19 protein-coding genes are annotated in these 23,356 nt (G+C 59.7%); 12 read left to right on the top strand and 7 right to left on the bottom strand.

The genetic code is table 11. The features are described 5' to 3' along the window. Window positions 1–114 precede the first annotated feature (114 nt). Window positions 115–1,629, top strand: coding sequence for a polyphosphate:AMP phosphotransferase (gene pap / locus AC5SEM_RS17490; protein ID WP_160058972.1), 1,515 nt, complete (start codon window positions 115–117; stop codon window positions 1,627–1,629). A gap of 102 nt (window positions 1,630–1,731) precedes the next feature. Further along, window positions 1,732–2,916 carry a thiolase family protein gene (locus AC5SEM_RS17485; RefSeq protein ID WP_495470921.1) on the top strand — a complete coding sequence of 395 codons (1,185 nt, stop codon included), beginning with the start codon at window positions 1,732–1,734 and terminating at the stop codon, window positions 2,914–2,916. A gap of 102 nt (window positions 2,917–3,018) precedes the next feature. Here AC5SEM_RS17485 and AC5SEM_RS17480 read toward each other — a convergent pair whose 3' ends face one another. Beyond that, a complete protein-coding gene (locus AC5SEM_RS17480; protein ID WP_495470920.1) occupies window positions 3,019–3,222 on the bottom strand; it encodes a DUF6316 family protein in 204 nt (67 codons plus the stop codon). A gap of 210 nt (window positions 3,223–3,432) precedes the next feature. Between AC5SEM_RS17480 and AC5SEM_RS17475 the strand changes: the two genes are divergently transcribed. Beyond that, entirely contained in the window at window positions 3,433–4,392 is a 960-nt protein-coding gene (locus AC5SEM_RS17475; RefSeq protein ID WP_495470919.1) for a DMT family transporter, read from the top strand. Window positions 4,393–4,515: 123 nt separating this feature from the next. Here AC5SEM_RS17475 and AC5SEM_RS17470 read toward each other — a convergent pair whose 3' ends face one another. After that, window positions 4,516–5,910, bottom strand: coding sequence for a class II fumarate hydratase (locus AC5SEM_RS17470; RefSeq protein WP_495470918.1), 1,395 nt, complete (start codon window positions 5,908–5,910; stop codon window positions 4,516–4,518). A 193-nt stretch (window positions 5,911–6,103) separates the two neighbouring features. Between AC5SEM_RS17470 and AC5SEM_RS17465 the strand changes: the two genes are divergently transcribed. From AC5SEM_RS17465 to AC5SEM_RS17435, 7 genes are all read left to right on the top strand, one after another. After that, window positions 6,104–6,619, top strand: coding sequence for a DUF2059 domain-containing protein (locus tag AC5SEM_RS17465; protein WP_064391456.1), 516 nt, complete (start codon window positions 6,104–6,106; stop codon window positions 6,617–6,619). A 12-nt stretch (window positions 6,620–6,631) separates the two neighbouring features. Continuing rightward, entirely contained in the window at window positions 6,632–6,931 is a 300-nt protein-coding gene (locus tag AC5SEM_RS17460) for a BolA family protein (protein WP_064120325.1), read from the top strand. A gap of 102 nt (window positions 6,932–7,033) precedes the next feature. After that, a complete protein-coding gene (gene trhO / locus AC5SEM_RS17455; RefSeq protein WP_116030484.1) occupies window positions 7,034–7,975 on the top strand; it encodes an oxygen-dependent tRNA uridine(34) hydroxylase TrhO in 942 nt (313 codons plus the stop codon). A gap of 35 nt (window positions 7,976–8,010) precedes the next feature. Beyond that, window positions 8,011–8,613 (top strand): DsbA family protein, encoded by a 603-nt coding sequence (locus AC5SEM_RS17450; protein WP_495473477.1) that lies wholly within the window; start codon window positions 8,011–8,013, stop codon window positions 8,611–8,613. Continuing rightward, window positions 8,606–10,432, top strand: a complete 1,827-nt coding sequence (locus AC5SEM_RS17445) for an ABC transporter ATP-binding protein (protein ID WP_116030485.1) — start codon at window positions 8,606–8,608, stop codon at window positions 10,430–10,432. The genes AC5SEM_RS17450 and AC5SEM_RS17445 overlap by 8 nt, the downstream gene beginning before the upstream one ends. A gap of 201 nt (window positions 10,433–10,633) precedes the next feature. Then, window positions 10,634–13,093, top strand: a complete 2,460-nt coding sequence (locus AC5SEM_RS17440) for an EAL domain-containing protein (protein WP_116030486.1) — start codon at window positions 10,634–10,636, stop codon at window positions 13,091–13,093. Window positions 13,094–13,172: 79 nt separating this feature from the next. Then, window positions 13,173–13,934 (top strand): iron-containing redox enzyme family protein, encoded by a 762-nt coding sequence (locus AC5SEM_RS17435; RefSeq protein WP_371042511.1) that lies wholly within the window; start codon window positions 13,173–13,175, stop codon window positions 13,932–13,934. Window positions 13,935–14,069: 135 nt separating this feature from the next. Here the strand turns inward: AC5SEM_RS17435 and AC5SEM_RS17430 are convergent, their stop codons facing one another. The 5 genes from AC5SEM_RS17430 to AC5SEM_RS17410 form a co-directional block, all read right to left on the bottom strand. Continuing rightward, entirely contained in the window at window positions 14,070–14,996 is a 927-nt protein-coding gene (locus tag AC5SEM_RS17430; protein ID WP_077574025.1) for a GGDEF domain-containing protein, read from the bottom strand. Window positions 14,997–15,357: 361 nt separating this feature from the next. Beyond that, window positions 15,358–16,098, bottom strand: coding sequence for a YciK family oxidoreductase (locus tag AC5SEM_RS17425; RefSeq protein ID WP_007908397.1), 741 nt, complete (start codon window positions 16,096–16,098; stop codon window positions 15,358–15,360). A gap of 72 nt (window positions 16,099–16,170) precedes the next feature. Next, the gene (gene mupP, locus AC5SEM_RS17420; RefSeq protein ID WP_016986964.1) at window positions 16,171–16,842 is read right to left on the bottom strand and encodes an N-acetylmuramic acid 6-phosphate phosphatase MupP; all 672 of its coding nucleotides are present in this window, start codon (window positions 16,840–16,842) and stop codon (window positions 16,171–16,173) included. Window positions 16,843–16,846: 4 nt separating this feature from the next. Then, window positions 16,847–17,545 carry a bifunctional 2-polyprenyl-6-hydroxyphenol methylase/3-demethylubiquinol 3-O-methyltransferase UbiG gene (gene ubiG / locus AC5SEM_RS17415; RefSeq protein ID WP_007908399.1) on the bottom strand — a complete coding sequence of 233 codons (699 nt, stop codon included), beginning with the start codon at window positions 17,543–17,545 and terminating at the stop codon, window positions 16,847–16,849. Window positions 17,546–17,601: 56 nt separating this feature from the next. Next, window positions 17,602–18,936, bottom strand: coding sequence for a TRZ/ATZ family hydrolase (locus AC5SEM_RS17410; RefSeq protein WP_495470917.1), 1,335 nt, complete (start codon window positions 18,934–18,936; stop codon window positions 17,602–17,604). 108 nt (window positions 18,937–19,044) lie between these two features. Here AC5SEM_RS17410 and mtnA point away from each other — a divergent pair, with 108 nt between their 5' ends. Next, entirely contained in the window at window positions 19,045–20,121 is a 1,077-nt protein-coding gene (mtnA, locus tag AC5SEM_RS17405) for an S-methyl-5-thioribose-1-phosphate isomerase (protein WP_025113083.1), read from the top strand. 423 nt (window positions 20,122–20,544) lie between these two features. Then, window positions 20,545–23,319, top strand: coding sequence for a DNA gyrase subunit A (gene gyrA / locus AC5SEM_RS17400; RefSeq protein WP_212621332.1), 2,775 nt, complete (start codon window positions 20,545–20,547; stop codon window positions 23,317–23,319). Window positions 23,320–23,356: the final 37 nt, after the last annotated feature.

Below are 23,356 nucleotides of genomic sequence, written 5' to 3'. Positions count from 1 at the left end.
CCATGGCAAGGCTTGCGGTCACTGACTCACGGACAATCCGCCACCTGCGGGAATTTCTGCGCCGCTGCTATGCCCAATCCGCTAGTCTTGCTGAATCCTGGAAGGAGCCGTCCCATGTTTGAATCCGCTGAAATCGGTCACGCCATCGACAAAGACACCTTTGATGCGGCCGTCCCGGCATTGCGTGAAGCCTTGCTCGAAGCCCAGTTCGAATTGCAGCAGCAGAAGCGTTTCCCGGTGATCATCCTGATCAACGGCATCGAGGGTGCGGGCAAGGGCGAGACGGTCAAATTGCTCAACGAGTGGATGGACCCGCGCCTGATCGAGGTGCGCACTTTCGATCAGCAGACTGATGAAGAGTTGTCGCGGCCACCGGCGTGGCGCTACTGGCGGATGCTCCCGGCCAAGGGGCGTATGGGGATCTTCTTCGGTAACTGGTACAGCCAGATGCTGCAGGGACGGGTGCATGGCTTGTTCAAGGATCCGCGTCTGGATCAGGCGATTGCCGGTGCCGAGCGTCTGGAAAAGATGCTCTGTGATGAAGGCGCGCTGATTTTCAAATTCTGGTTTCATCTCTCGAAGAAACAGATGAAGGCCCGGCTCAAGGCACTGGCCGATGATCCGCTGCACAGCTGGCGCATCAGCCCGCTGGACTGGCAGCAATCGGAAACCTACGACAAGTTCGTCAAATACGGCGAGCGCGTGCTGCGCCGTACCAGCCGTGATTACGCGCCGTGGCATGTGATCGAAGGCGCCGACGCCAACTACCGCAGCCTGGCGGTCGGCAAGATTCTCCTCGAAGGTTTGCAAAATGCGCTGAAACGTGCGGACGTGCATCCGCACGATGTCAGCGCCGCGCCGTTGGGCACGCCGGTCGATCAGTTGAACCTGCTCGACAGTCTCGACCTGACCCAGCGCCTTGAGAAGAAAGACTACGAAGAGCAACTGATCACCGAGCAGGCGCGCCTGTCCGGGCTGATGCGCGACAAACGCATGCGCCGCCACGCGTTGGTGGCGGTGTTCGAAGGCAACGACGCGGCGGGCAAGGGCGGGGCGATCCGTCGGGTCGCGGCGGCGCTCGATCCACGTCAATACAACATCGTGCCAATCGCTGCGCCCACTGAAGAGGAACGTGCGCAGCCGTACTTGTGGCGTTTCTGGCGGCACATTCCGGCGCGCGGCAAGTTCACCGTGTTCGACCGCTCCTGGTACGGCCGGGTCTTGGTCGAGCGGGTCGAAGGTTTCTGCACGCCGGCCGACTGGCTGCGCGCCTATGGCGAGATCAATGATTTCGAGGAGCAACTGGCCGACGCCGGAGTGATCGTGGTCAAGTTCTGGCTGGCCATCGACAAGGACACACAGATGGAGCGTTTCCAGGAGCGCGAGGAGATCCCGTTCAAGCGCTTCAAGATCACCGAAGATGACTGGCGCAACCGCGACAAGTGGGATGAATACCGTGCCGCCGTCGGCGATATGGTCGATCGCACCAGCTCCGAGATCGCGCCGTGGACCTTGGTTGAAGCCAATGACAAGCGCTGGGCACGGGTTAAAGTGCTGCGTACGATCAACCGTGCCTTGGAAGAAGCCTTCGAGAAATCCGACAAGCACGCAAAAAAACACAAGGACTGAGGCGATAGACGCGCATACGCGGGGTGAATGATTGTCGCGGTGGTTGATGCGGTGGACTTATGCTCGGTCCACTCTCAACTGACCACAACAATGAGGTATGCCATGCGTGAAGTGGTGATCGTCGACAGCGTGCGGACTGGCCTGGCCAAATCCTTTCGCGGCAAGTTCAACCAGACCCGTCCCGATGACATGGCGGCCCATTGCGTCAACGCGCTGCTTGAGCGCAACGACATCGACCCGGCCAGCGTCGAGGATTGCATCGTCGGCGCCGGCTCCAACGAAGGCGCGCAGGGCTACAACATCGGCCGTAACGTCGCGGTGCTGTCGCGTTTGGGCACTGGCACCGCCGGCATGACCCTCAACCGTTTCTGCTCGTCGGGCTTGCAGGCGATTGCGATTGCCGCCAACCAGATTGCCTCGGGTTGCAGCGACATCATCGTTGCCGGCGGCGTCGAGTCGATCAGCCTGACGATGAAAAGTGTCAACACCGATCACCTGATCAACCCTGCGCTCAAGCAGCAGTCGCCGGGTATTTATTACACGATGGGCCAGACCGCCGAAGTGGTGGCGCGACGTTATGGCGTCAGTCGTGAAGCGCAGGATCGTTACTCCCTGCAAAGTCAGATTCGCACTGCGGCGGCGCAGGCCGCCGGGTTGTTCAACGATGAAATCGTGCCGATGGCGGTCAAGTATCGCGTCGAGGACAAAAACACCGGTGAAGTGCAGATTCTCGACGGCGTCGTCGACCGCGACGACTGCAACCGCCCGGACACCACCTATGAAAGTCTCGCAGGACTAAAACCGGTATTCGCCGAGGACGGTTCGGTAACGGCGGGCAACTCGTCGCAACTGTCCGACGGTGCGTCGATGACACTGGTGATGAGCCTGGAAAAAGCCTTGCAACTGGGCCTCAAGCCGAAAGCGTTTTTCCGTGGTTTCACCGTGGCCGGTTGCGAACCGGACGAGATGGGCATCGGCCCGGTGTTCTCGGTGCCGAAACTGCTCAAGGCCAAGGGTTTGCAGGTGGCGGATATCGACTTGTGGGAGCTGAACGAGGCGTTCGCTTCGCAGTGCCTCTATAGCCGGGATCGGCTGGAGATCGATAACGAAAAGTACAACGTCAATGGTGGCTCGATTTCGATTGGCCACCCGTTCGGCATGACCGGGTCGCGGCAGGTCGGGCATCTGGTGCGCGAGTTGCAGCGGCGTAATTTGCGTTATGGGATCGTAACGATGTGTGTGGGCGGCGGGATGGGCGCGACCGGGTTGTTTGAGGCGGTGCGTTAAGGCAGGAAGAGTTTTGTAGACGGGTGGATTGCTATCGCGAGCAGGCTCACTCCTACAGTTGGAATGCGTTCCCCTGTAGGAGTGAGCCTGCTCGCGATGGCATCAGTTGGGTGTCCGGTTGGAATCCGGCAGCTGCATCCGCGCGATATACGCCTTTATTTCCTGCTCAGCCTTCTCGGCATTCTCAAACGGCCCTTCAAGGGTATTTTCCCGAGTGCTGAAAAACAGTTCGCCATTGATCCGGCACACCCGGTCGCTGCGAAAGTGCATTTCGGGGGCGCTGTCGCGGGCGCGCATTCCTAACATGAGCGGTCTCCTTGGCTGATGTGCTGGAAGGGATCCAATGAGCTTATGCCTGAAGCACTTGGCTCGCCCGGCCAGCCGATCAACGGCGGCGCGTCAATTTAATGCTGCGACCTGCACAGTTTCATTCGCGTCCTGGCCTTAACTGTCCCTGTGTGCCGATCCAGGGCGCGCCTAGAATGAGCGCACTTGTCAGCAGGCTTTGGGGTTTCCATGCACATTTCATCCGGTCGCTGGGTTTACGGCTTGTTCCTGGCGCTGCTGACCGCGTTTCTGTGGGGCATCCTGCCGATCAAACTCAAACAGGTCTTGCTGGTGATGGACCCGATCACGGTGACCTGGTTTCGTCTGCTGGTGTCCGGCGGCTGTCTCTTCATCTATCTGGCGGCGGTAAAACGCCTGCCCAGCCGCAAAGTGCTTGGGCCCAAGGGTGGCTGGCTGGTGTTGATGGCGGTGCTCGGGCTGGTCGGCAACTATGTGTTGTACCTGATGGGTCTCAATTTGCTCAGCCCCGGTACCGCACAACTGGTGGTGCAAATGGGTCCGATCATGTTGCTGATCGCCAGTCTGTTTGTGTTCAAGGAACGCTTCAGTATCGGTCAGGGCATTGGTCTGGCGGTGCTATTGATCGGTTTTGTGCTGTTCTTCAATCAGCGCCTGGCCGAGCTGCTGACCTCGCTGTCGGATTACACCGCAGGGGTTTTGCTGGTGCTGTTGGCGTCGACGGTGTGGACCTTCTATGCGCTGGGCCAGAAGCAATTGCTGACGGTGTGGAATTCGCTGCAGGTGATGATGGTGATCTATCTGTTCTGTGCGCTGTTGCTGACGCCGTGGGTGCATCCGCTCGAAGCGCTGCAACTCAGTCCGCTGCAGGGCTGGCTGCTGCTGGCGTGCTGCATGAACACGCTGATTGCCTATGGCGCGTTCGCCGAGGCGCTGGCGCATTGGGAGGCGTCGCGGGTCAGCGCGACGTTGGCGATTACGCCGTTGGTGACGTTTGGCGCGGTGGCGATTGCAGCCGGGGTCTGGCCGGAATATGTGCATGCCGAGCAGATCAATGGGTTGGGTTATGGCGGCGCGGTGCTGGTGGTGTTGGGTTCGGCGCTGGTGGCGTTGGGGCCATCGTTGATTGCCGGGTTGAAGGCGCGGCGGTTGAAGATGGCGGCCAGTTGAACCGCGCCGCTGCCATTCGCGAGCAGGCTCGCTCCCACAGTTGACCGGATTCTCATGAGAGGAATGCAATCGAATGTGGGAGCGAGCCTGCTCGCGAAGACGGACTTTCAGGCGCCAAAAATCTCAGCCCTTGGCTCCAGCCTCGATCATATTCTCCGGCCGCACCCACGCATCAAACTCTTCATCGGTCAGATACCCCAGTCCCAACGCCGCCTCACGCAACGTCAGCCCTTCGCTGTAGGCCTTCTTGGCAATCTCCGCCGACTTGTCATAGCCGATGTGCGGGTTCAGCGCCGTCACCAGCATCAACCCACGCTCAAGATGTCGCGCCATGACCTCGGCATCCGGCTCTAGCCCGGCAATGCAGTGCTGCTGGAAGTTGCTGCAGCCATCGGCCAGCAGACGAATCGATTGCAGCAGGTTATGGATGATCACCGGTTTGAACACGTTCAACTGCAAGTGGCCCTGACTCGCGGCAATGCCGATGGTCACGTCGTTGCCCAGTACCTGACAGGCGAGCATCGACAATGCCTCGCACTGGGTCGGATTGACCTTGCCCGGCATGATCGAGCTGCCTGGCTCATTCGCCGGCAGGCGTACTTCGGCAAAACCTGCGCGTGGGCCGGAGCCGAGCAGACGCAGGTCGTTGGCGATTTTCATCAGCGCCACGGCGAGGGTTTTCAGCGCGCCGGAAAGACTGGTCAGCGGCTCGTGGCCGGCGAGGGCGGCGAACTTGTTCGGCGCGGTGACGAAGGGCAGGCCGGACAGCGCCGCCAGCTCTGCGGCAATCGCTTCACCAAAGCCGTGCGGCGAATTCAGCCCGGTGCCGACCGCGGTGCCTCCCTGCGCCAGTTCACACACCGCTGGCAGTGCGGCGCGGATCGCGCGTTCGGCGTAATCCAGCTGCGCGATGAAACCCGACAGCTCCTGACCGAAGGTAATCGGCGTCGCGTCCATCATGTGTGTGCGTCCGGTTTTCACCAGTTTCATGTGCCGCGCCGCCAGTTCAGCGAGGCCGCCGGACAGCTCGGCAATCGCCGGCAGCAGTTGTTCCTGCACGGCCTGGGCGGTGGCGATGCTCATGGCGGTGGGGAAGCAGTCGTTGGAGCTTTGCGAGCGGTTGACGTGATCGTTGGGGTGCACCGGCGTCTTGCCGCCGCGCGGGTTGCCGGCCAGTTCGTTGGCGCGACCGGCGATCACTTCGTTGACGTTCATGTTGCTCTGGGTGCCGCTGCCGGTCTGCCAGACCACCAGCGGGAATTGGTCGTCGTGCTGGCCATCGAGGACTTCGTCGGCGGCCTGTTCGATCAGGCGGGCGATATCGGCGGGCAGATCGCCGTTGCGGTCATTGACGCGGGCGGCGGCTTTCTTGATCAGGGCCAAGGCGTGCAGCACCGGCAGCGGCATGCGTTCCTGACCAATGGCGAAGTTGATCAGCGAGCGTTGCGTCTGAGCACCCCAGTAAGCGTCGTCCGGGACTTCGATCTGGCCCAGGCTGTCGGTTTCGATACGGCTCATCGTGCACACTCCTGTTGGTCTGTTTGCGCAGTTTAGGCCGGCATCGGCCGTGGTGGTTCCCTCGAACCGATTGTTGACCGGTAAAACCCCGCCAATCAAGCGCGGCAAGGCTCGGGGGTTGAGCGACAAGGTTTTTTAGGCGCAGAATGGTCGCCCTTGGGGTTTGACCTCGCTTTGCTTAAAAGGAAACTCGATGACTCGTCTTCGTGCCATCTGCACCGCGGTTGCACTGGTTTGCGCCAGCGGCCAGGTGCTTGCCGATACCGCCAGCCACAACGCCAGTGCCGAAGCTTTCCTGACCCTGGCTCACGCTGACAAACTCGGCACTCCGGTGTACATGCAAGTACAGCAAATGTTCGCTCAGCGTTTTGAGCAGACCAAAGCCCCGGAAGCCAAGAAAGCCGTTTTGGAAACCTACCAGGCCAAGGCCAACGCCGCGCTGGACCAGGCCATTGGCTGGAACAAGCTGAAGCCGGATATGGTCAAGCTCTACACCACTAACTTCAGCGAATCCGAGCTGAAAGATCTGGTCGCGTTCTACCAGTCGCCACTGGGCAAGAAAGTCCTGGAAAAAATGCCGCAGCTGACTCAGCAATCGGCCCAGATGACCCAGGCCAAACTGGAAAGCGCCGTACCGGTCGTCAACAAGCTGCTCGACGACATGACCAAAGAGCTGGCCCCAGCAGCTGCGCCGGCCAAGAAGAAGTAAGCGGAGTTCGTGATGACCATGCAACAACGCATCGAATCGACGCTGGCCCTGCTTCAGCCTGAGCACCTGCAAGTGCTGGATGAAAGCCATATGCACAGTCGCGGGTTACAGACGCACTTCAAGGCAGTGGTGGTCAGCGCGCAGTTCGACGGCCTGAACCGGGTCAAGCGCCACCAGAAAGTCTACGGCACGCTCGGCGAGCTGATGGGCGAGTTCCATGCGTTGGCGCTGCACACCTACACCCCGCAGGAATGGGCAGAGATCGACGCCGCCCCGGCGTCGCCGACCTGTGCCGGCGGCAGCAAGCATTAAGCTTCGGTTTTTTGCTAGAATCCGCAACGCGCCGCTCACCCGGCGCGTTTTTTTTTGAATCCGGTTCACCCTTTGCGAGGGTAGCCACCTGGAGAAATACCCATGACACAACCGATTGTCGTGGCGGCACTGTATAAGTTCGTCACCCTCGAAGATTACGTTGACCTGCGCGAGCCCCTGCTGCAAGCGATGGTCGACAACCAGATCAAAGGCACCCTGCTGATCGCCGAAGAAGGCATCAACGGCACGGTCTCCGGCAGCCGCGAAGGCATTGATGGCCTGCTCGCCTGGCTGAAGAACGACCCACGCATGATCGACATCGATCACAAAGAGTCGTACTGCGACGAGCAGCCGTTCTATCGCACCAAGGTCAAACTGAAGAAAGAGATCGTCACCCTCGGTGTCGAAGGCGTCGACCCGAACAAAAAAGTCGGCACTTACGTTGATCCGCAAGACTGGAACGCGTTGATCAGCGACCCCGAAGTGCTGTTGATCGACACGCGCAACGATTACGAAGTGTCGATCGGCACCTTCGAAGGCGCCATCGATCCGAAAACCACCAGTTTTCGCGAATTCCCCGACTACATCAAAGAACACTTCAACCCGGCCGTGCACAAAAAGGTCGCGATGTTCTGCACCGGTGGCATTCGCTGCGAAAAAGCCTCGAGCTACATGCTCGGCGAAGGCTATGAAGAGGTTTACCACCTCAAGGGTGGCATCCTGAAGTACCTTGAAGAGGTGCCGCAGGAGGAAACCAAGTGGCAGGGCGACTGCTTCGTGTTCGACAACCGCGTGACCGTGCGTCACGACCTCAGCGAAGGCGACTACGATCAATGTCATGCCTGCCGCACACCGGTCAGTGTTGAAGATCGCGCTTCGGAGCATTATGTGGCCGGCATCAGCTGCCCGCATTGCTGGGACAAGCTGAGTGAGAAGACCCGCCGCAGCGCGATCGATCGGCAGAAGCAGATCGAACTGGCCAAGGCGCGCAACATGCCGCACCCGATCGGCTACAACTACAAGCAAGCATCCACCGAGGCTTAACCATGTCTGCGCGCCTGCTCTATGTGATGGATCCGATGTGTTCGTGGTGCTGGGGATTTGCTCCGGTGGCCAAGGCATTGGTCGAGCAGGCGCAAGCAGCCGGGGTGGAGTTGCATCTGGTGGTCGGCGGGTTGCGCACTGGCAGCGGTTCGGCGCTGGAGCCGACCACACGGCGCTATATTCTTGAGCACTGGCAAGCGGTCACCGAGGCCACCGGCCAGGCGTTCAGGTTCGACGGTGCGCTGCCCGACGGTTTCGTCTACGACACCGAGCCGGCCTGCCGCGCAATCGTCACCGCGCGCAGCCTGGCACCGGATTGCGCGTGGACACTGGTCGGGCTGATCCAGCAGGCGTTTTACGCAGAAGGTCGCGATGTCACCCAGGCCAGCGTACTGGTTGAGCTGGCAGAAAAGGCCGGCGTGCCGCGCATCGAGTTCGCTGCATTGTTTGATCATGCCGATCAACATAAAGCCACTCAGGCCGATTTCAGTTGGGTGCAGGATCTCGGCATCGCCGGTTTCCCGACCCTGCTCGCCGAACGCAACGGCCAACTGGCACTGCTGACCAACGGCTATCAACCGCTCAGTGAACTGTCGCCGTTACTGGGTCGATGGCTGGAGCGTGCGGCCTGTGTCTGATCTGGCCGATGACACGCCAGCCGTAAAGCGTGTCGACCGGCTGAGCTGGGCAGAAGTCCGGCGACTGGCACTCACTCACAAAAAATCCCTGTGGATCGCCAACGGTGTGGCTGTGCTGGCGACGTTGTGCAGCGTGCCGATCCCATTGCTGCTGCCGTTGCTGGTCGATGAAGTCCTGCTCGGCCACGGCGATGCAGCGCTGAAAGTCATGAACCATGTGCTGCCGACAATGTGGCAGCAGGCGGCGGGTTACATCGGCTTGATGTTGTTGGTCACCCTGACGTTGCGATGTGGCTCGCTGTGCTTTGGCGTGTTGCAGTCGCGGCTGTTCGCACGGCTGGCCAAAGACATCGTCTATCGCATTCGCGTACGCCTGATCGAACGCCTCAAGCGGATTTCCCTCGGCGAATACGAAAGCCTCGGCAGCGGCACGGTGACCACGCACTTGGTGACTGACCTCGATACCCTCGACAAATTCGTTGGCGAAACTCTTAGCCGCTTTCTGGTGGCGATGCTCACACTGGTTGGCACCGCGAGCATCCTGATGTGGATGCACTGGAAGCTGGCGCTGCTGATTCTGCTGTTCAACCCGCTGGTGATCTACGCCACGGTGCAGTTGGGCAAGCGCGTCAAACACCTGAAGAAACTCGAGAACGACAGCACCTCGCGCTTCACTCAGGCGTTGAGCGAAACCCTCGATGCGATTCAGGAAATCCGCGCCGGCAACCGTCAGGGCTTCTTCCTCGGGCGACTCGGCCTGCGTGCGCAGGAAGTGCGTAATTACGCGGTCAACTCGCAGTGGAAAACCGACGCCTCCAACCGCGCCAGTGGTTTGCTCTTTCAGTTCGGCATCGACATCTTCCGCGCGGCGGCAATGCTCACGGTGTTGTTCTCCGACCTGTCGATCGGCCAGATGCTCGCGGTGTTCAGTTACCTGTGGTTCATGATCGGCCCGGTCGAACAACTGCTCAATCTGCAATACGCCTATTACGCGGCGGGCGGGGCGTTGACGCGGATCAACGAACTGCTGGCGCGCGCCGATGAGCCGCAATATCCCGGCGGCGTCGATCCGTTCAAGGGCCGCGACACCGTCGGCATTCAGGTGCAAGGCCTGAGCTTCGGCTACGGCGATGAACTGGTGCTGGATCAACTGAATCTGTCGATTGCTCCCGGTGAAAAAGTCGCGATTGTCGGCGCCAGCGGCGGTGGCAAAAGTACCTTGGTGCAATTGCTCCTCGGGCTGTACACGCCGCTGGCCGGCACCATCCGTTTCGGCGGCTCGACCCAGCAGGAGATCGGCCTGGAAACGGTGCGGGAAAACGTTGCCGTGGTGCTGCAACACCCGGCACTGTTCAACGATACCGTGCGCGCCAACCTGACCATGGGCCGCACTCGCAGCGACGAAGCCTGCTGGCAGGCGCTGGAAATCGCTCAGCTCGAAGCGACCATCCGCGCCTTGCCCAATGGCCTGGACAGTATCGTCGGCCGCTCCGGCGTGCGCTTGTCGGGCGGTCAACGGCAACGCCTGGCCATCGCGCGGATGATCCTCGCCGAGCCGAAAGTCGTCATCCTCGACGAAGCCACTTCGGCCCTCGACGCCGCCACCGAATACAACCTGCATCAGGCCATGGCGCGTTTCCTCAATGGCCGCACCACGCTGATCATTGCTCACCGACTGTCGGCGGTGAAACAGGCTGATCGCGTGCTGGTGTTCGATGGCGGTCAGGTCGCTGAGGACGGCGATCACCAGCAGCTGATTGCCGATGGCGGTCTGTATGCCAAGCTCTATGGTCACCTGCAGCAGATCCAGCGCCCTTGAGTTTCGTCCCGGTTTCTGTGCTTAGTGCTTGAATTGCATTGAGTAAAATCAACCGGAACGCTCAAGCAGACCAGCCATTTGCACAATCGACCCAGAGGACGGCAGAGCTGTCCCTTTGACTTGGCGAAAATTAGCCTAGGCTGAGCTGTCAGGAACGGGATTTTCCGGTGTTCATCTGGCAGTGCTTGCGCAAGGGATCTCATGAAGCAAAAGCGGACTCTCGGAACGCCACGGTTGTTGGGCATCGTCTGGCCATTTATTGCCGTCGTGTTATTTCAAGCGTTATTGGGCGGCGTGAGTCTTTACGTGCTCTCGGCCGTTCGCGGTTATGTCGCTGGTGAAAGCCTTTGGTCCAAAGGCCAGAAAGACGCGATCTATTACCTCAATCTGTACGCCGACAGTCGCGACGAGGCAATTCTCCTCAAATACCGCAACGCGATTGCCGTGCCACAGGGCGGGCATCAGTTGCGTCTGGCGCTGGATCATCAGCCGCCGGATCTGGCCGCAGCGCGTGAAGGTATTCTCAAGGGCGGCAACCACCCGGATGACGTCTCCAGCCTGATCTGGCTGTACCTCAACTTCCGCCATTTCAGTTATCTGGAAACTGCCATTGATCGTTGGACGGTCGGTGACGCCTATCTGGTCGAACTGGATGACGTGGCGCAGGAGATGCACCGCAGCATCTCGCAGAACACCGCCAACAGTGCCGATGTCCAGCGCTGGAAGGCGCGGATTTTCGCTATCAACGATGGTGTGACGCCGGCCGCGAAAGCCTTCAGCGATGCCTTGGGCGAAGGTTCGCGGATGATCATGCGTCTGCTGCTGTTCACCAACCTGGCCACGGCACTTGGGCTGATCGTGCTGGCCTTGTGGCGCACGCACAAATTGCTCAAGCAGCGCCACGCTTTTGCCGAGGCGCTGCAACTGGAGAAGGATCGGGCGCACGTCACGCTGCATTCGATCGGTGATGGCGTCATCACCACCGATGTCAGCGGCGCCATTGATTACATGAACCCGGCCGCCGAAGCCATGACCCACTGGAAGGCTGAGCAGGCGGCCGGCCTGCCGCTGGCCGCGCTGTTCAATTTGCTCGACGACAACGCTCAGGCTGAAGGCCTGACGCTGATCGAGCACATTCTCAGCGGCCAGCTCAGTGGCGGCAGCGAGCATTCGAAACTGATCCAGCGCCTGGATGGCACGACATTGTCGGTGACGCTGGTCGGCGCGCCGATCCGCAATGCCGGCAAGGTCAGCGGCACGGTGCTGGTGTTGCACGACATGACTCAGGAGCGGCAATACATCGCCAATCTGTCGTGGCAGGCCACCCATGATGCGCTGACCGGGCTGGCCAATCGTCGCGAGTTCGAATACCGGCTGGAGCAGGCACTGCACAACCTCACGCGCCATTCCGGTCGGCATGCGCTGATGTTCCTCGACCTCGATCAATTCAAACTGGTCAACGACACCTGTGGTCACGCCGCCGGTGATGAGTTGTTGCGGCACATTTGTACGCTGCTGCAATCGGGGCTGCGCGAGGGCGATACGCTGGCACGACTTGGCGGCGATGAGTTCGGCATTCTGCTGGAGAACTGCGCACCGGACGCGGCGGAGAAGATTGCCGAGGCGCTGCGCCAGACTGTGCAGAATCTGCATTTTGTCTGGAAGGGGCGGCCGTTCCTGACCACGGTGAGCATTGGTCTGGTGCATATCACGCAGACCCCGACCACCCTTGAATCCTCATTACGCGCCGCCGATATGGCCTGTTACATGGCCAAGGAGAAGGGCCGCAACCGGGTGCAGGTCTACCACGCCGACGATTCCGAGCTGTCGCTGCGCTTTGGTGAAATGGCTTGGGTGCAACGTCTGCACATGGCGCTGGAAGAAGACCGCTTTTGTCTCTACGCCCAGGAAATCGCCCCGCTCAAGCCGGGCGACAACAAGGGTGGGCACATCGAGATTCTGCTGCGACTGCATGATGAAGCCGGGCGGATGATTCTGCCGGACAGTTTCATTCCTGCTGCCGAGCGTTATGGTTTGATGAGTCAACTGGATCGTTGGGTAGTTCAGAACGTATTCAAGGTTATTGCTCAATGTATTGCGCAAGAACATCAAGAGCCTTTAGCAATGTGTGCGATTAATCTGTCAGGCATTACTATAGGAGATGACGCGTTTTTGCACTTTCTGCGCGAGCAGTTTGTTAACTACGCAATACCGCCTGAAATGATTTGTTTTGAAATTACAGAAACCAGTGCAATTGCAAATCTCGGCAGTGCAATAAGATTTATTAATGAACTCAAAGGCTTAGGTTGCTACTTTTCGTTAGATGACTTTTGCGCCGGAATGTCTTCATTCGCTTATCTGAAACATTTGCCTGTAGACTTCCTGAAGATCGACGGGAGTTTCGTAAAGGATATGCTGGACGACCCGATTAACCGCGCAATGGTCGAAGTGATCAATCACATCGGGCATGTCATGGGTAAGCAGACAATTGCCGAGTTTGTTGAAACAACCCAGATCGAGCAGGCATTGCTTGAAATTGGTGTGGATTACGCTCAGGGTTATGTTATAGAACGCCCACAGTTGTTTACCTGTGACAGTTTGCAAAGTCGGCCCGCCAGACCGCAACCGCTGTTATTCAAAGCGCCTGGCACGTTCCGTTGAAGTCTCTCGCCGATCCTTACAATCACAAATCAAAAGGAGCCGAACAGTGATCGACACATTCAACCGAACCGGACCACTCATGGAAGCTGCAAGTTATCCAGCCTGGGCGCAACAGCTCATACAGGATTGCAGCGAGAGCAAGCGCCGGGTTGTCGAACATGAACTTTACCTGCGCATGCGTGATAACAAGCTCAGCGCCAGAACCATGCGTCAGTACCTGATCGGGGGCTGGCCGGTGGTTGAGCAGTTTGCGTTGTACATGGCGCAGAATCTCACCAAAACCAGGTTTGCCCGTCACCCGGGCGAAGACATGGCGCGGCGCTGGCTGATGCGCAATATCCGCGTTGAACTCAATCACGCCGATTACTGGGTGCATTGGAGTCGTGCCCATGGCGTCAGCCTGGAAGACCTTCAGGCCCAGCATGTGCCGCCGGAACTGCATGCGCTGAGTCACTGGTGCTGGCACACCAGTTCGGCTGATTCGCTGATTGTGGCCATCGCCGCGACCAACTATGCCATCGAAGGCGCGACCGGGGAGTGGTCGGCGCTGGTCTGCTCCACCGGCGTGTACGCCGCAGCGTTTCCCGAAGAGGATCGCAAGCGCGCGATGAAGTGGCTGAAGATGCATGCCCAGTATGACGATGCCCATCCCTGGGAAGCGCTGGAAATCATCTGTACCCTGGCCGGGATGAACCCGAGCAAGGCCTTGCAGACCGAGTTGCGTCAGGCGGTGTGCAAGAGCTACGACTACATGTATCTGTTTCTGGAGCGTTGCATGCAACTGGAAACGTCGGAGCGCTTGTTGGTCAACCGAGAGCGCAGGGCGGTAGTCGAGAGCTGATTTCGGCTTAACGCAAAACCAATGTGGGAGCGAGCCTGCTCGCGAAAGCGGTCCGTCAGTCAACTCATGGTTGAATGTCAGATTGCATTCGCGAGCAGGCTCGCTCCCACACTGTTTTGTGTTGGTTGGAAAGCCTTAGCCGGCCATGGCCAGCCGATTCCGGCCTTCACGCTTGGCCACATACAGCGCACTGTCGGCACGGCGCAGCAAGCTGTCGGCCGATTCGCCCGGCAACAACGTCGAACATCCCAGGCTCACAGTCAATTCGATCAACTGCCCGTCCGCATAGTATTCAGCTGCCTGCGTCGCATAACGCAACCGTTCGCCGACCATTGCGGCCGCATCCCGGCTGGTATTGGACAGCAGCACCAGAAACTCTTCGCCACCGTAACGAAACACCATGTCGACGTTGCGCAGTTGCGCCTTGATGGTCGCGGCGATGGCTTTAAGTACGTCATCGCCGGCGCTGTGGCCATGGCTGTCGTTGACCCGTTTGAAGTGATCGATGTCGAGCATCAACACCGAGAGCGGCTGCACATGCCGACGCGACATGTCGATCTCGCGCTGCAAGGTCTGCTCCATGGCGATGCGGTTACCGGCGCCGGTCAACGGGTCACGCAGGGCGCTCTGCGTGGCGGCGCGGTAGAGCAGGGCATTGCGCATCGGGTACAGCAGCGACGACAACAGCGATTCAAGGTTGCCCTGATCCTGTTCGTTGAAGCGCTGATTGCGGCGGAATATCAGTTCACCCATGTGCTCGCCTTCGTGGCTGAGGCTATAGCTGATCGAGTGGTGGCCGCGAGTACCGAACTCCAGGCGCAAATCGCTGCCTTGGTGCACATAGCTGAGCGCGTCCAGCGGCACGAGGCGCTGAACTTCGCGGAAGAACAGACCGAGGATGCGTTGCGGCTCAAGGCTGGTCTGCAGTTGCAGGCTCATTTGCTGGCGCAGTTGCGCCAGGCTGGCCGGTCGCTCCAGAAGGGGAGGCAGTTGACCAAAGCCCAGGCGTTGCAATTTGGCACTGTCAAAGTCAATTGCATTGGTCTGGGAGGGTGATTTCATATGGCGTGAACCCTTAGCGGTAAGTCCGTCTTACAGGCTGGGTGAGAGCGGCTATGGGCTGCGCGTCATACTGATCCATCAGTCCCGTAGGACGTTTGGCGTAAGTCTAGTCTGCCGGATAACGATTAGTCAGCTATCGAAATCGGCTTCGCCCCATTGCCTTCACGCGGCTTGCTTTGAGGGAAATTAGAGCGAAAGTCGTGCCATTCAGTTCGGTTTTATTTAACCCGTTTGTAATCAATGGCTTGGCTTTAAAGGTAAGAGACTGGTGCTGGAAAATTGACTGGATTGTGACGCTCTCGGGCGGCAAATGCATGCCGCGACAGGAATCTGCCGCGGCAACAAATGCGACGTATGGCAGTTATTGCGCGTTGAACGCCTGACCGTTGATGCCGGTGCTGTCCGGGCCCATCAGGTACAGGTAGACCGGCATGATTTCTTCCGGTGTCGGATTGTTCAGTGGGTTTTCGCCCGGATAGGCTTGCGCACGCATGCTTGTGCGGGTGCCGCCCGGGTTGATGCTGTTCGAGCGTACTGGCGCCACACCGTCGACTTCATCGGCCAGGGTTTGCATCAGACCTTCGGTGGCGAACTTCGACACGCCATAGGCGCCCCAGTACGCCCGACCCTTGCGGCCGACGCTGCTGGAGGTGAACACCACCGAGGCATCTTGCGACAGCTTGAGCAGTGGCAGCAGGGTGCTGGTCAGCATGAACATGGCGTTGACGTTGACCTGCATGACGCGCATGAAGTTTTCGCCGGACAACTGCTCGATCGGCGTGCGTGGGCCGATGATCGAAGCGTTGTGCAGCAAACCGTCGAGGTGGCCGAATTCGGCTTCGATCATCGCTGCCAGTTCATCGTACTGATGAGGCAGGGCGGTTTCGAGGTTGAACGGAATCACCGCCGGTTGCGGATGGCCTGCCGCTTCGATTTCGTCGTAGACCTGGGTCAGATTGGCTTCGGTCTTGCCCAGCAGCAATACCGTAGCGCCATGAGCGGCGTAGGTTTTCGCCGCAGCCGCGCCAATGCCACGACCGGCACCGGTGACCAGAATGACCCGATCCTTGAGCAATTCGGGACGAGCGGAGTAATCAAACATAAAAACCTCATCAAGTCAGATCGTTCCCAAGCTCTGCGTGGGAATGCAACCAATGACGCTCTGCGTCAGGTCTCAGCAGCTGCAAAGCGCGCTATCGAGCACCTTGCGCAACTCCGACGGATGATCCACCACCACGTCCGCACCCCAGTGACGTGGGTTGTCGTCCGGGTGAATGTAGCCAAACGTCACCGCAGCGGTTTTCGTACCGGCGTCGCGGCCCGATTCGATATCGCGCAGATCATCGCCGACAAACAGAACCGTCGCCGGATCCAGATCAAGCATTTTGCATGCAAGGATCAACGGCTCCGGATCCGGCTTGCTGTTTTTCACGTGATCCGGGCAGATCAGCAGTGCCGAACGCTCGGCCAGCCCCAGTTGTTGCATGATCGGCTCGGCAAAGCGCAGCGGCTTGTTGGTGACCACGCCCCAGATCAAATTGGCCTTTTCGATATCGGCGAGCAGTTCACCCATGCCGTCGAACAGCTTGCTGTGTACGGCGCAACCGACCAGATAGCGCTCGAGGAACTCCAGACGCAGTTCTTCGAAGCCCGGCGACTCGGGGTCCATCGAGAACGTCACCGCAACCATGGCCTTGGCGCCGCCGGAGATTTCGTCGCGGATGTGCTTGTCGTTGATCGGCGGCAAGCCACGATCCGCGCGCATCGCCTGGCAGATGGCGATGAAGTCCGGCGCCGTGTCGAGCAGGGTGCCGTCCATGTCGAAGAGAACTGCTCTGATGGCCATCGGCTTACTCCTCGCGCAGGGTCTGGATCATGTAGTTGACGTCAACGTCGTTGGCCAGCTTGTAGTGCTTGGTCAGCGGGTTGTACGTCAGGCCGATGATGTCCTTGACGGTCAGGCCGGCCATGCGGCTCCAGGCACCGAGCTCGGACGGGCGGATGAATTTCTTGAAGTCATGGGTGCCGCGCGGCAGCAGCTTCATGATGTATTCAGCGCCGATGATGGCGAACAGGTACGCCTTCGGGTTGCGGTTGATGGTCGAGAAGAACACCTGGCCACCGGGCTTGACCATGCGGAAGCAGGCGCGAATCACCGACGACGGATCAGGCACGTGCTCGAGCATTTCCAGGCAAGTGACCACGTCGAACTGCTCAGGCATTTCTTCGGCCAGGGCTTCGGCGGTGATCTGGCGGTATTCGACGCTGACGCCGGATTCCAGCTGATGCAATTGCGCGACCGCCAGTGGCGCTTCGCCCATGTCGATGCCCATCACGGTGGCGCCACGCTGGGCCATGGCTTCGCTGAGGATGCCGCCGCCGCAGCCGACGTCGAGGACTTTCTTGCCGGCCAGATTAACCCGCTCGTCAATCCAGTTGACCCGCAGCGGGTTGATGTCGTGCAGCGGTTTGAATTCGCTTTCGCGGTCCCACCAGCGATGGGCCAGGGCTTCGAATTTGGCGATTTCGGCGTGGTCGACGTTACTCATGTTAAATCCTCTGAAACTTGAAAAAGGCTGTAGCCCTAGCGTTCGCGCCGGGGTGTTTACGATTCGGTGTGGCCGCTGATGCGCTGGCCCCAGGCCCGGGCGGTGACGCCTAGCTGTTCTTCGTCGAGTCGGGTCAGGCGCCGGTCGTCGAGCAGTTGTTTGCCGGCGACCCACAGGTGTTTCACGCAATCGCGACCGGTGGCATATATAAGTTGCGAAACCGGGTCGTACACCGGTTGCTGCGCCAGGCCGGACAGGTCGAAAGCGACGATGTCGGCAGCTTTGCCGATTTCCAGCGAGCCGACTTGCGCTTCTATGCCCAGTGCGCGCGCGCCATTCAGGGTGGCCATGCGCAGCGCCCGATGGGCGTCCAGCGCGGTGGCGGAGCCGGCGACGGCTTTGGCCAGCAGCGCGGCGGTGCGGGTTTCGCCGAGCAGATCGAGATCGTTATTGCTGGCGGCGCCATCGGTGCCGACCGCGACATTTACCCCAGCCTGCCACAAACGCTCGACCGGGCAGAAGCCGCTGGCGAGTTTCAGGTTGGATTCCGGGCAATGGATCACGCTGGTGTTGCTTTCTACCAGCAACGCCAGGTCATCCTCGCTGATCTGGGTCATGTGCACGGCCTGGAAGCGCGGGCCGAGCAGGCCGAGACGGCCGAGGCGAGCGAGCGGACGTTCGCCGCGCTGCTCCAGTGACTGCTGAACTTCGAAAGCGGTTTCGTGCACGTGCATATGGATCGAGGCGTCCAGTTCCTCGGCAATCACGCGGATTTTCTCGAGGTTTTCGTCGCCGACGGTGTACGGTGCATGGGGGCCGAAAGTGATCTTGATGCGTTCGTGGTGCTTCAGATCGCCGAACAGTTCGACGCCCTGACGAATGGCTTCATCGGCGTTGCTGGCGCCCGGAATCGGGAAATCAAGGATCGGAATCGCGATTTGCGCGCGAATGCCGCTGTTGTGTACGCGTTCGCTGGCGACTTTCGGGAAGAAATACATGTCCGAGAAACAAGTGATGCCGCCCTTGATCTGCTCGGCGATGGCTAGATCGGTGCCGTCGCGGACGAATTCTTCATCGACCCATTTCGCTTCGGCCGGCCAGATGTGGTTTTCCAGCCAGGTCATCAGCGGCAGATCATCGGCCAGACCGCGGAACAGCGTCATCGCCGCGTGGCCGTGGGCATTGATCAGGCCGGGGGCGAGCAGTACGTCCGGCAGTTCGCGGATTTCCGTGGCGTTACACTTCAATGCTTCGGCGCGCGGGCCGATAAACACGATGCGACCGTCGCGGATGCCCAGGCCGTGCTCCTTGAGCACAACGCCTGCAGGTTCGACGGGTACCAGCCAGGTCGGCAGCAATAATAAGTCGAGCGCAATGGCAGGTTTCGGCATCGAGGGTCGGTTCCAGTGCTTTTGTAAAGGATGGCGAAGTATACCCGAGCGTCTTCGCGGGGGGATCGCTATAATCGGCGGCTTTTGTTCATGAGTGCGGGGTGTGGGATGCGCGATCGACTGTTGGCTGCGGAGAAAGTGAAGGCCATCGATTGGCGAGACGGCGCGCTGCACCTGCTGGATCAGCGTATTTTGCCGTTCGAGGAAACCTGGATCGCCTACACCAGCGCCGCTGGCGTGGCTGAAGCGATTCGCTCGATGGTGGTGCGTGGCGCACCGGCCATCGGCATCAGTGCCGCTTATGGCATCGTCCTCGCGGCGCGTGCGCGAATCGCTGAAGGTGGCGACTGGTATGCGGCGCTGGAAGAGGATTTCGCCTTGCTGGCGGATTCTCGTCCGACGGCGGTCAATCTGTTCTGGGCCCTGGGGCGCATGCACGATCGCCTCGACCGCCTGAAGGAAAACGCCGATCCGCTGGCGGCGCTGGAAGCTGAAGCCATTGCCATTCATGAAAGCGACCGCGAAGCCAACCTGACCATGGCCCAGCTCGGCGTTGATCTGATCCGCAAGCATCAGGGCAATGCCCAGGCGATTCTGACCCACTGCAATACTGGCGCGCTGGCCACTGGCGGTTTCGGCACGGCGCTGGGGGTGATTCGTGCGGCTTATCTGGAAGGCATGGTCGAGCGCGTTTACGCCGACGAAACCCGCCCATGGTTGCAGGGTTCACGCCTGACTGCGTGGGAGCTGGCCAATGAGGGCATCCCGGTGACGCTGAATGCCGATTCCGCCGCTGCACACATCATGAAAACCAAAGGCGTGACCTGGGTGATCGTCGGCGCTGACCGCATCACCGCCAACGGTGACGTGGCGAACAAGATCGGCACCTATCAACTGGCGGTCAACGCCATGCACCACGGTGTGCGCTTTATGGTGGTGGCGCCGAGTTCGACCATCGACATGAATCTGGCCAGCGGTGACGATATCCCGATCGAGGAACGTGACGGCGCCGAGTTGCTGGAAGTTGGCGGCAAGCGTGTCGGCGCGGACGTTGAGGCGTTCAACCCGGTGTTTGACGTGACCCCGGCGGACCTGATCGACGCGATCGTTACCGAGAAGGGCATCGTCGAGCGTCCGGATACCGCGAAAATGGCCCAGTTGATGTGCCGCAAACGCCTGCACTGATTGGCTTGATGTCTGCGTTGTCTTCTTCGCGAGCAGGCTCGCTCCCACAGGTTTTGTGATCACCACGAAGCAATGTGGGAGCGAGCCTGCTCGCGAAAGGGCCCTAAACGTCAATAAACATCGCTAAACCGAACCCCATTTCTGCATTCAAAGAAGCTCTGAGCCTCTCTCGTCCCCGTTAAGCCTGTCACCGGTCAACTAACTATGCTCCATGCGCATCAGGGGGATAGGTGCGTGGCGGCCTTTGTGATAACATCCGGCGTTTTCCGAGGCAGCTCCACGGAGCTGTCTTTACTGCGCAAATCCGCGATCCAATGTTGATTTGTCGTAAGTCGGCGCATGGCACTCGGCCTGCCCCGACGAGCTTCGTTGCTCCCACATGGATATGACGAAGTTTCACCAGAAAAAGGAATCAGGCTTCTCATGGGCGAACTGGCCAAAGAAATCCTCCCGGTCAATATCGAAGACGAGCTGAAACAGTCCTACCTCGACTACGCGATGAGCGTGATCGTCGGCCGTGCACTGCCGGATGCGCGCGATGGCCTCAAGCCCGTGCACCGTCGCGTACTGTTCGCGATGAGCGAGCTGGGCAACGACTTCAACAAGCCGTACAAGAAATCTGCCCGTGTTGTCGGCGACGTGATCGGTAAGTATCACCCGCACGGTGATACCGCGGTGTACGACACCATCGTTCGTATGGCTCAGCCTTTCTCCCTGCGCTACCTGCTGGTAGACGGTCAGGGCAACTTCGGTTCGGTCGACGGCGACAACGCTGCGGCCATGCGATACACCGAAGTGCGCATGACCAAGCTGGCGCACGAACTGTTGGCTGACCTGCACAAAGAAACCGTGGACTGGGTGCCGAACTACGACGGCACCGAAATGATCCCGGCGGTCATGCCGACCCGTATTCCCAACCTGCTGGTCAACGGTTCCAGCGGTATCGCCGTGGGCATGGCGACCAACATTCCGCCGCACAACCTCGGTGAAGTCATCGACGGTTGCCTGGCACTCATCGACAACCCTGAGCTGACCGTCGATGAACTGATGCAGTACATCCCCGGTCCGGACTTCCCGACCGCCGCGATCATCAATGGTCGCGCCGGCATCATCGAAGCCTACCGCACCGGTCGCGGGCGTATTTACATGCGCGCTCGTTCGATCATTGAAGACATCGACAAGGTCGGTGGTCGTCAGCAGATCGTTATCACCGAACTCCCTTACCAGCTGAACAAGGCGCGTCTGATCGAGAAGATCGCCGAGCTGGTCAAAGAGAAGAAGCTCGAAGGCATCACCGAACTGCGCGACGAGTCCGACAAGGACGGTATGCGCGTCGTGATCGAACTGCGTCGCGGCGAAGTGCCTGAGGTCATCCTCAACAATCTCTACGCCCAGACCCAGCTGCAATCGGTTTTCGGCATCAACATCGTTGCGCTGATCGACGGCCGTCCACGCATCCTGAACCTCAAGGATCTGCTGGAAGCCTTCGTCCGTCACCGTCGCGAAGTCGTCACCCGCCGTACCGTGTTCGAACTGCGCAAGGCGCGTGAGCGTGGCCACATTCTCGAAGGCCAGGCCGTTGCCCTGTCGAACATCGACCCGGTCATCGCCCTGATCAAAGCCTCGCCGACCCCGTCGGAAGCGAAAGAAGCGCTGATCAGCACGCCGTGGGAATCCTCGGCGGTGGTGGCGATGGTTGAGCGTGCCGGTGCCGATTCGTGCCGTCCGGAAAACCTCGATCCGCAATACGGTCTGCGCGAAGGCAAGTACTTTTTGTCGCCAGAACAGGCACAAGCCATTCTGGAACTGCGTCTGCACCGTCTGACCGGCCTGGAACACGAAAAACTGCTGGCCGAGTATCAAGAGATCCTCAACCAGATCGGTGAGCTGATCCGCATTCTCAACAGCGCTGTGCGCCTGATGGAAGTGATCCGCGAAGAGCTGGAAGTGATCCGCGCCGAATACGGCGACGTGCGTCGCACCGAGATTCTTGATGCCCGTCTCGACCTGACCCTGGGTGACATGATCCCGGAAGAAGAGCGCGTCGTGACCATTTCCCACGGTGGCTATGCCAAGACTCAGCCATTGGCTGCGTACCAGGCTCAGCGTCGTGGCGGTAAAGGCAAGTCGGCCACCGGCGTCAAGGATGAGGACTACATCGCTCACCTGCTGGTCGCCAACAGTCACACCACGCTGCTGCTGTTCTCCAGCAAGGGCAAGGTGTACTGGCTCAAGACCTACGAGATCCCGGAAGCGTCCCGCGCTGCCCGTGGTCGTCCGCTGGTCAACCTTCTGCCATTGAGCGAAGGCGAATACATCACCACCATGCTGCCGGTCGATCTCGAAGCCATGAAGCGTCAGGCTGATGAAGAAGAAGCCGAAGGCGCCGAGGCTGATGTAGAAGAGATCGAAAACAGCAACGAGACTGATGAAGAGCGTCGCGCTCGCATCAAGGCTGCCGACCGCAAGAAGGCCCCGTTCATCTTCATGTCGACCGCCAACGGTACCGTGAAGAAGACTCCGCTGGTGGCCTTCAGCCGTCAGCGCAGCGTCGGCCTGATCGCGCTGGAACTGGACGAAGGCGACATCCTGATCTCCGCCGCCATCACCGATGGCGAGCAGGAAATCATGCTGTTCTCCGACGGCGGCAAAGTGACGCGCTTCAAGGAATCCGAAGTTCGCGCCATGGGCCGTACCGCCCGCGGTGTGCGTGGTATGCGTCTGCCGGAAGGGCAGAAGCTGATCTCCATGCTGATTCCGGAAGAAGGCAGCGAAATCCTCACCGCTTCCGAGCGCGGCTACGGCAAGCGCACGGCGATCACCGAGTTCCCTGAATACAAGCGTGGCGGTCAGGGCGTGATCGCCATGGTCAGCAACGAGCGTAACGGTCGTCTGGTCGGCGCGGTTCAGGTGCAGGACGGTGAAGAAATCATGCTGATCTCCGATCAGGGCACTCTGGTGCGTACCCGTGTCGACGAAGTGTCGAGCCTGGGTCGTAACACTCAAGGTGTCACGCTGATCAAGCTGGCCAAAGATGAAACCCTGGTCGGGCTGGAGCGGGTTCAGGAGCCTTCGGAAATCGAAGGTGAAGAGCTTGAAGGTGAAGAGGGCGAGGAATTCGAAGGCACTGTCGTAAACGACGATGCCGGTGAAGACCAGCAACTCGACGCCGCAGCAGACGAAGAACCGCAAGAATAAGCGGACAAACGAGGGGGCGGATGAAAATTCGCCCCCT

Source organism: Pseudomonas sp. CH61 (assembly GCF_059429415.1).
The sequence above is the reverse complement of the archived record's forward strand: the minus strand, read 5'-3'. Positions and strand labels throughout refer to the sequence as shown.

Coding starts and splice junctions, on each gene's coding strand:
- pap (WP_160058972.1), top strand. CDS start 115: ATGTTTGAATCCGCTGAAATCGGTCACGCCATCGACAAAGACACCTTT.
- AC5SEM_RS17485 (WP_495470921.1), top strand. CDS start 1,732: ATGCGTGAAGTGGTGATCGTCGACAGCGTGCGGACTGGCCTGGCCAAA.
- AC5SEM_RS17480 (WP_495470920.1), bottom strand. CDS start 3,222: ATGTTAGGAATGCGCGCCCGCGACAGCGCCCCCGAAATGCACTTTCGC.
- AC5SEM_RS17475 (WP_495470919.1), top strand. CDS start 3,433: ATGCACATTTCATCCGGTCGCTGGGTTTACGGCTTGTTCCTGGCGCTG.
- AC5SEM_RS17470 (WP_495470918.1), bottom strand. CDS start 5,910: ATGAGCCGTATCGAAACCGACAGCCTGGGCCAGATCGAAGTCCCGGAC.
- AC5SEM_RS17465 (WP_064391456.1), top strand. CDS start 6,104: ATGACTCGTCTTCGTGCCATCTGCACCGCGGTTGCACTGGTTTGCGCC.
- AC5SEM_RS17460 (WP_064120325.1), top strand. CDS start 6,632: ATGACCATGCAACAACGCATCGAATCGACGCTGGCCCTGCTTCAGCCT.
- trhO (WP_116030484.1), top strand. CDS start 7,034: ATGACACAACCGATTGTCGTGGCGGCACTGTATAAGTTCGTCACCCTC.
- AC5SEM_RS17450 (WP_495473477.1), top strand. CDS start 8,011: ATGTGTTCGTGGTGCTGGGGATTTGCTCCGGTGGCCAAGGCATTGGTC.
- AC5SEM_RS17440 (WP_116030486.1), top strand. CDS start 10,634: ATGAAGCAAAAGCGGACTCTCGGAACGCCACGGTTGTTGGGCATCGTC.
- AC5SEM_RS17435 (WP_371042511.1), top strand. CDS start 13,173: ATGGAAGCTGCAAGTTATCCAGCCTGGGCGCAACAGCTCATACAGGAT.
- AC5SEM_RS17430 (WP_077574025.1), bottom strand. CDS start 14,996: ATGAAATCACCCTCCCAGACCAATGCAATTGACTTTGACAGTGCCAAA.
- AC5SEM_RS17425 (WP_007908397.1), bottom strand. CDS start 16,098: ATGTTTGATTACTCCGCTCGTCCCGAATTGCTCAAGGATCGGGTCATT.
- mupP (WP_016986964.1), bottom strand. CDS start 16,842: ATGGCCATCAGAGCAGTTCTCTTCGACATGGACGGCACCCTGCTCGAC.
- ubiG (WP_007908399.1), bottom strand. CDS start 17,545: ATGAGTAACGTCGACCACGCCGAAATCGCCAAATTCGAAGCCCTGGCC.
- AC5SEM_RS17410 (WP_495470917.1), bottom strand. CDS start 18,936: ATGCCGAAACCTGCCATTGCGCTCGACTTATTATTGCTGCCGACCTGG.
- mtnA (WP_025113083.1), top strand. CDS start 19,045: ATGCGCGATCGACTGTTGGCTGCGGAGAAAGTGAAGGCCATCGATTGG.
- gyrA (WP_212621332.1), top strand. CDS start 20,545: ATGGGCGAACTGGCCAAAGAAATCCTCCCGGTCAATATCGAAGACGAG.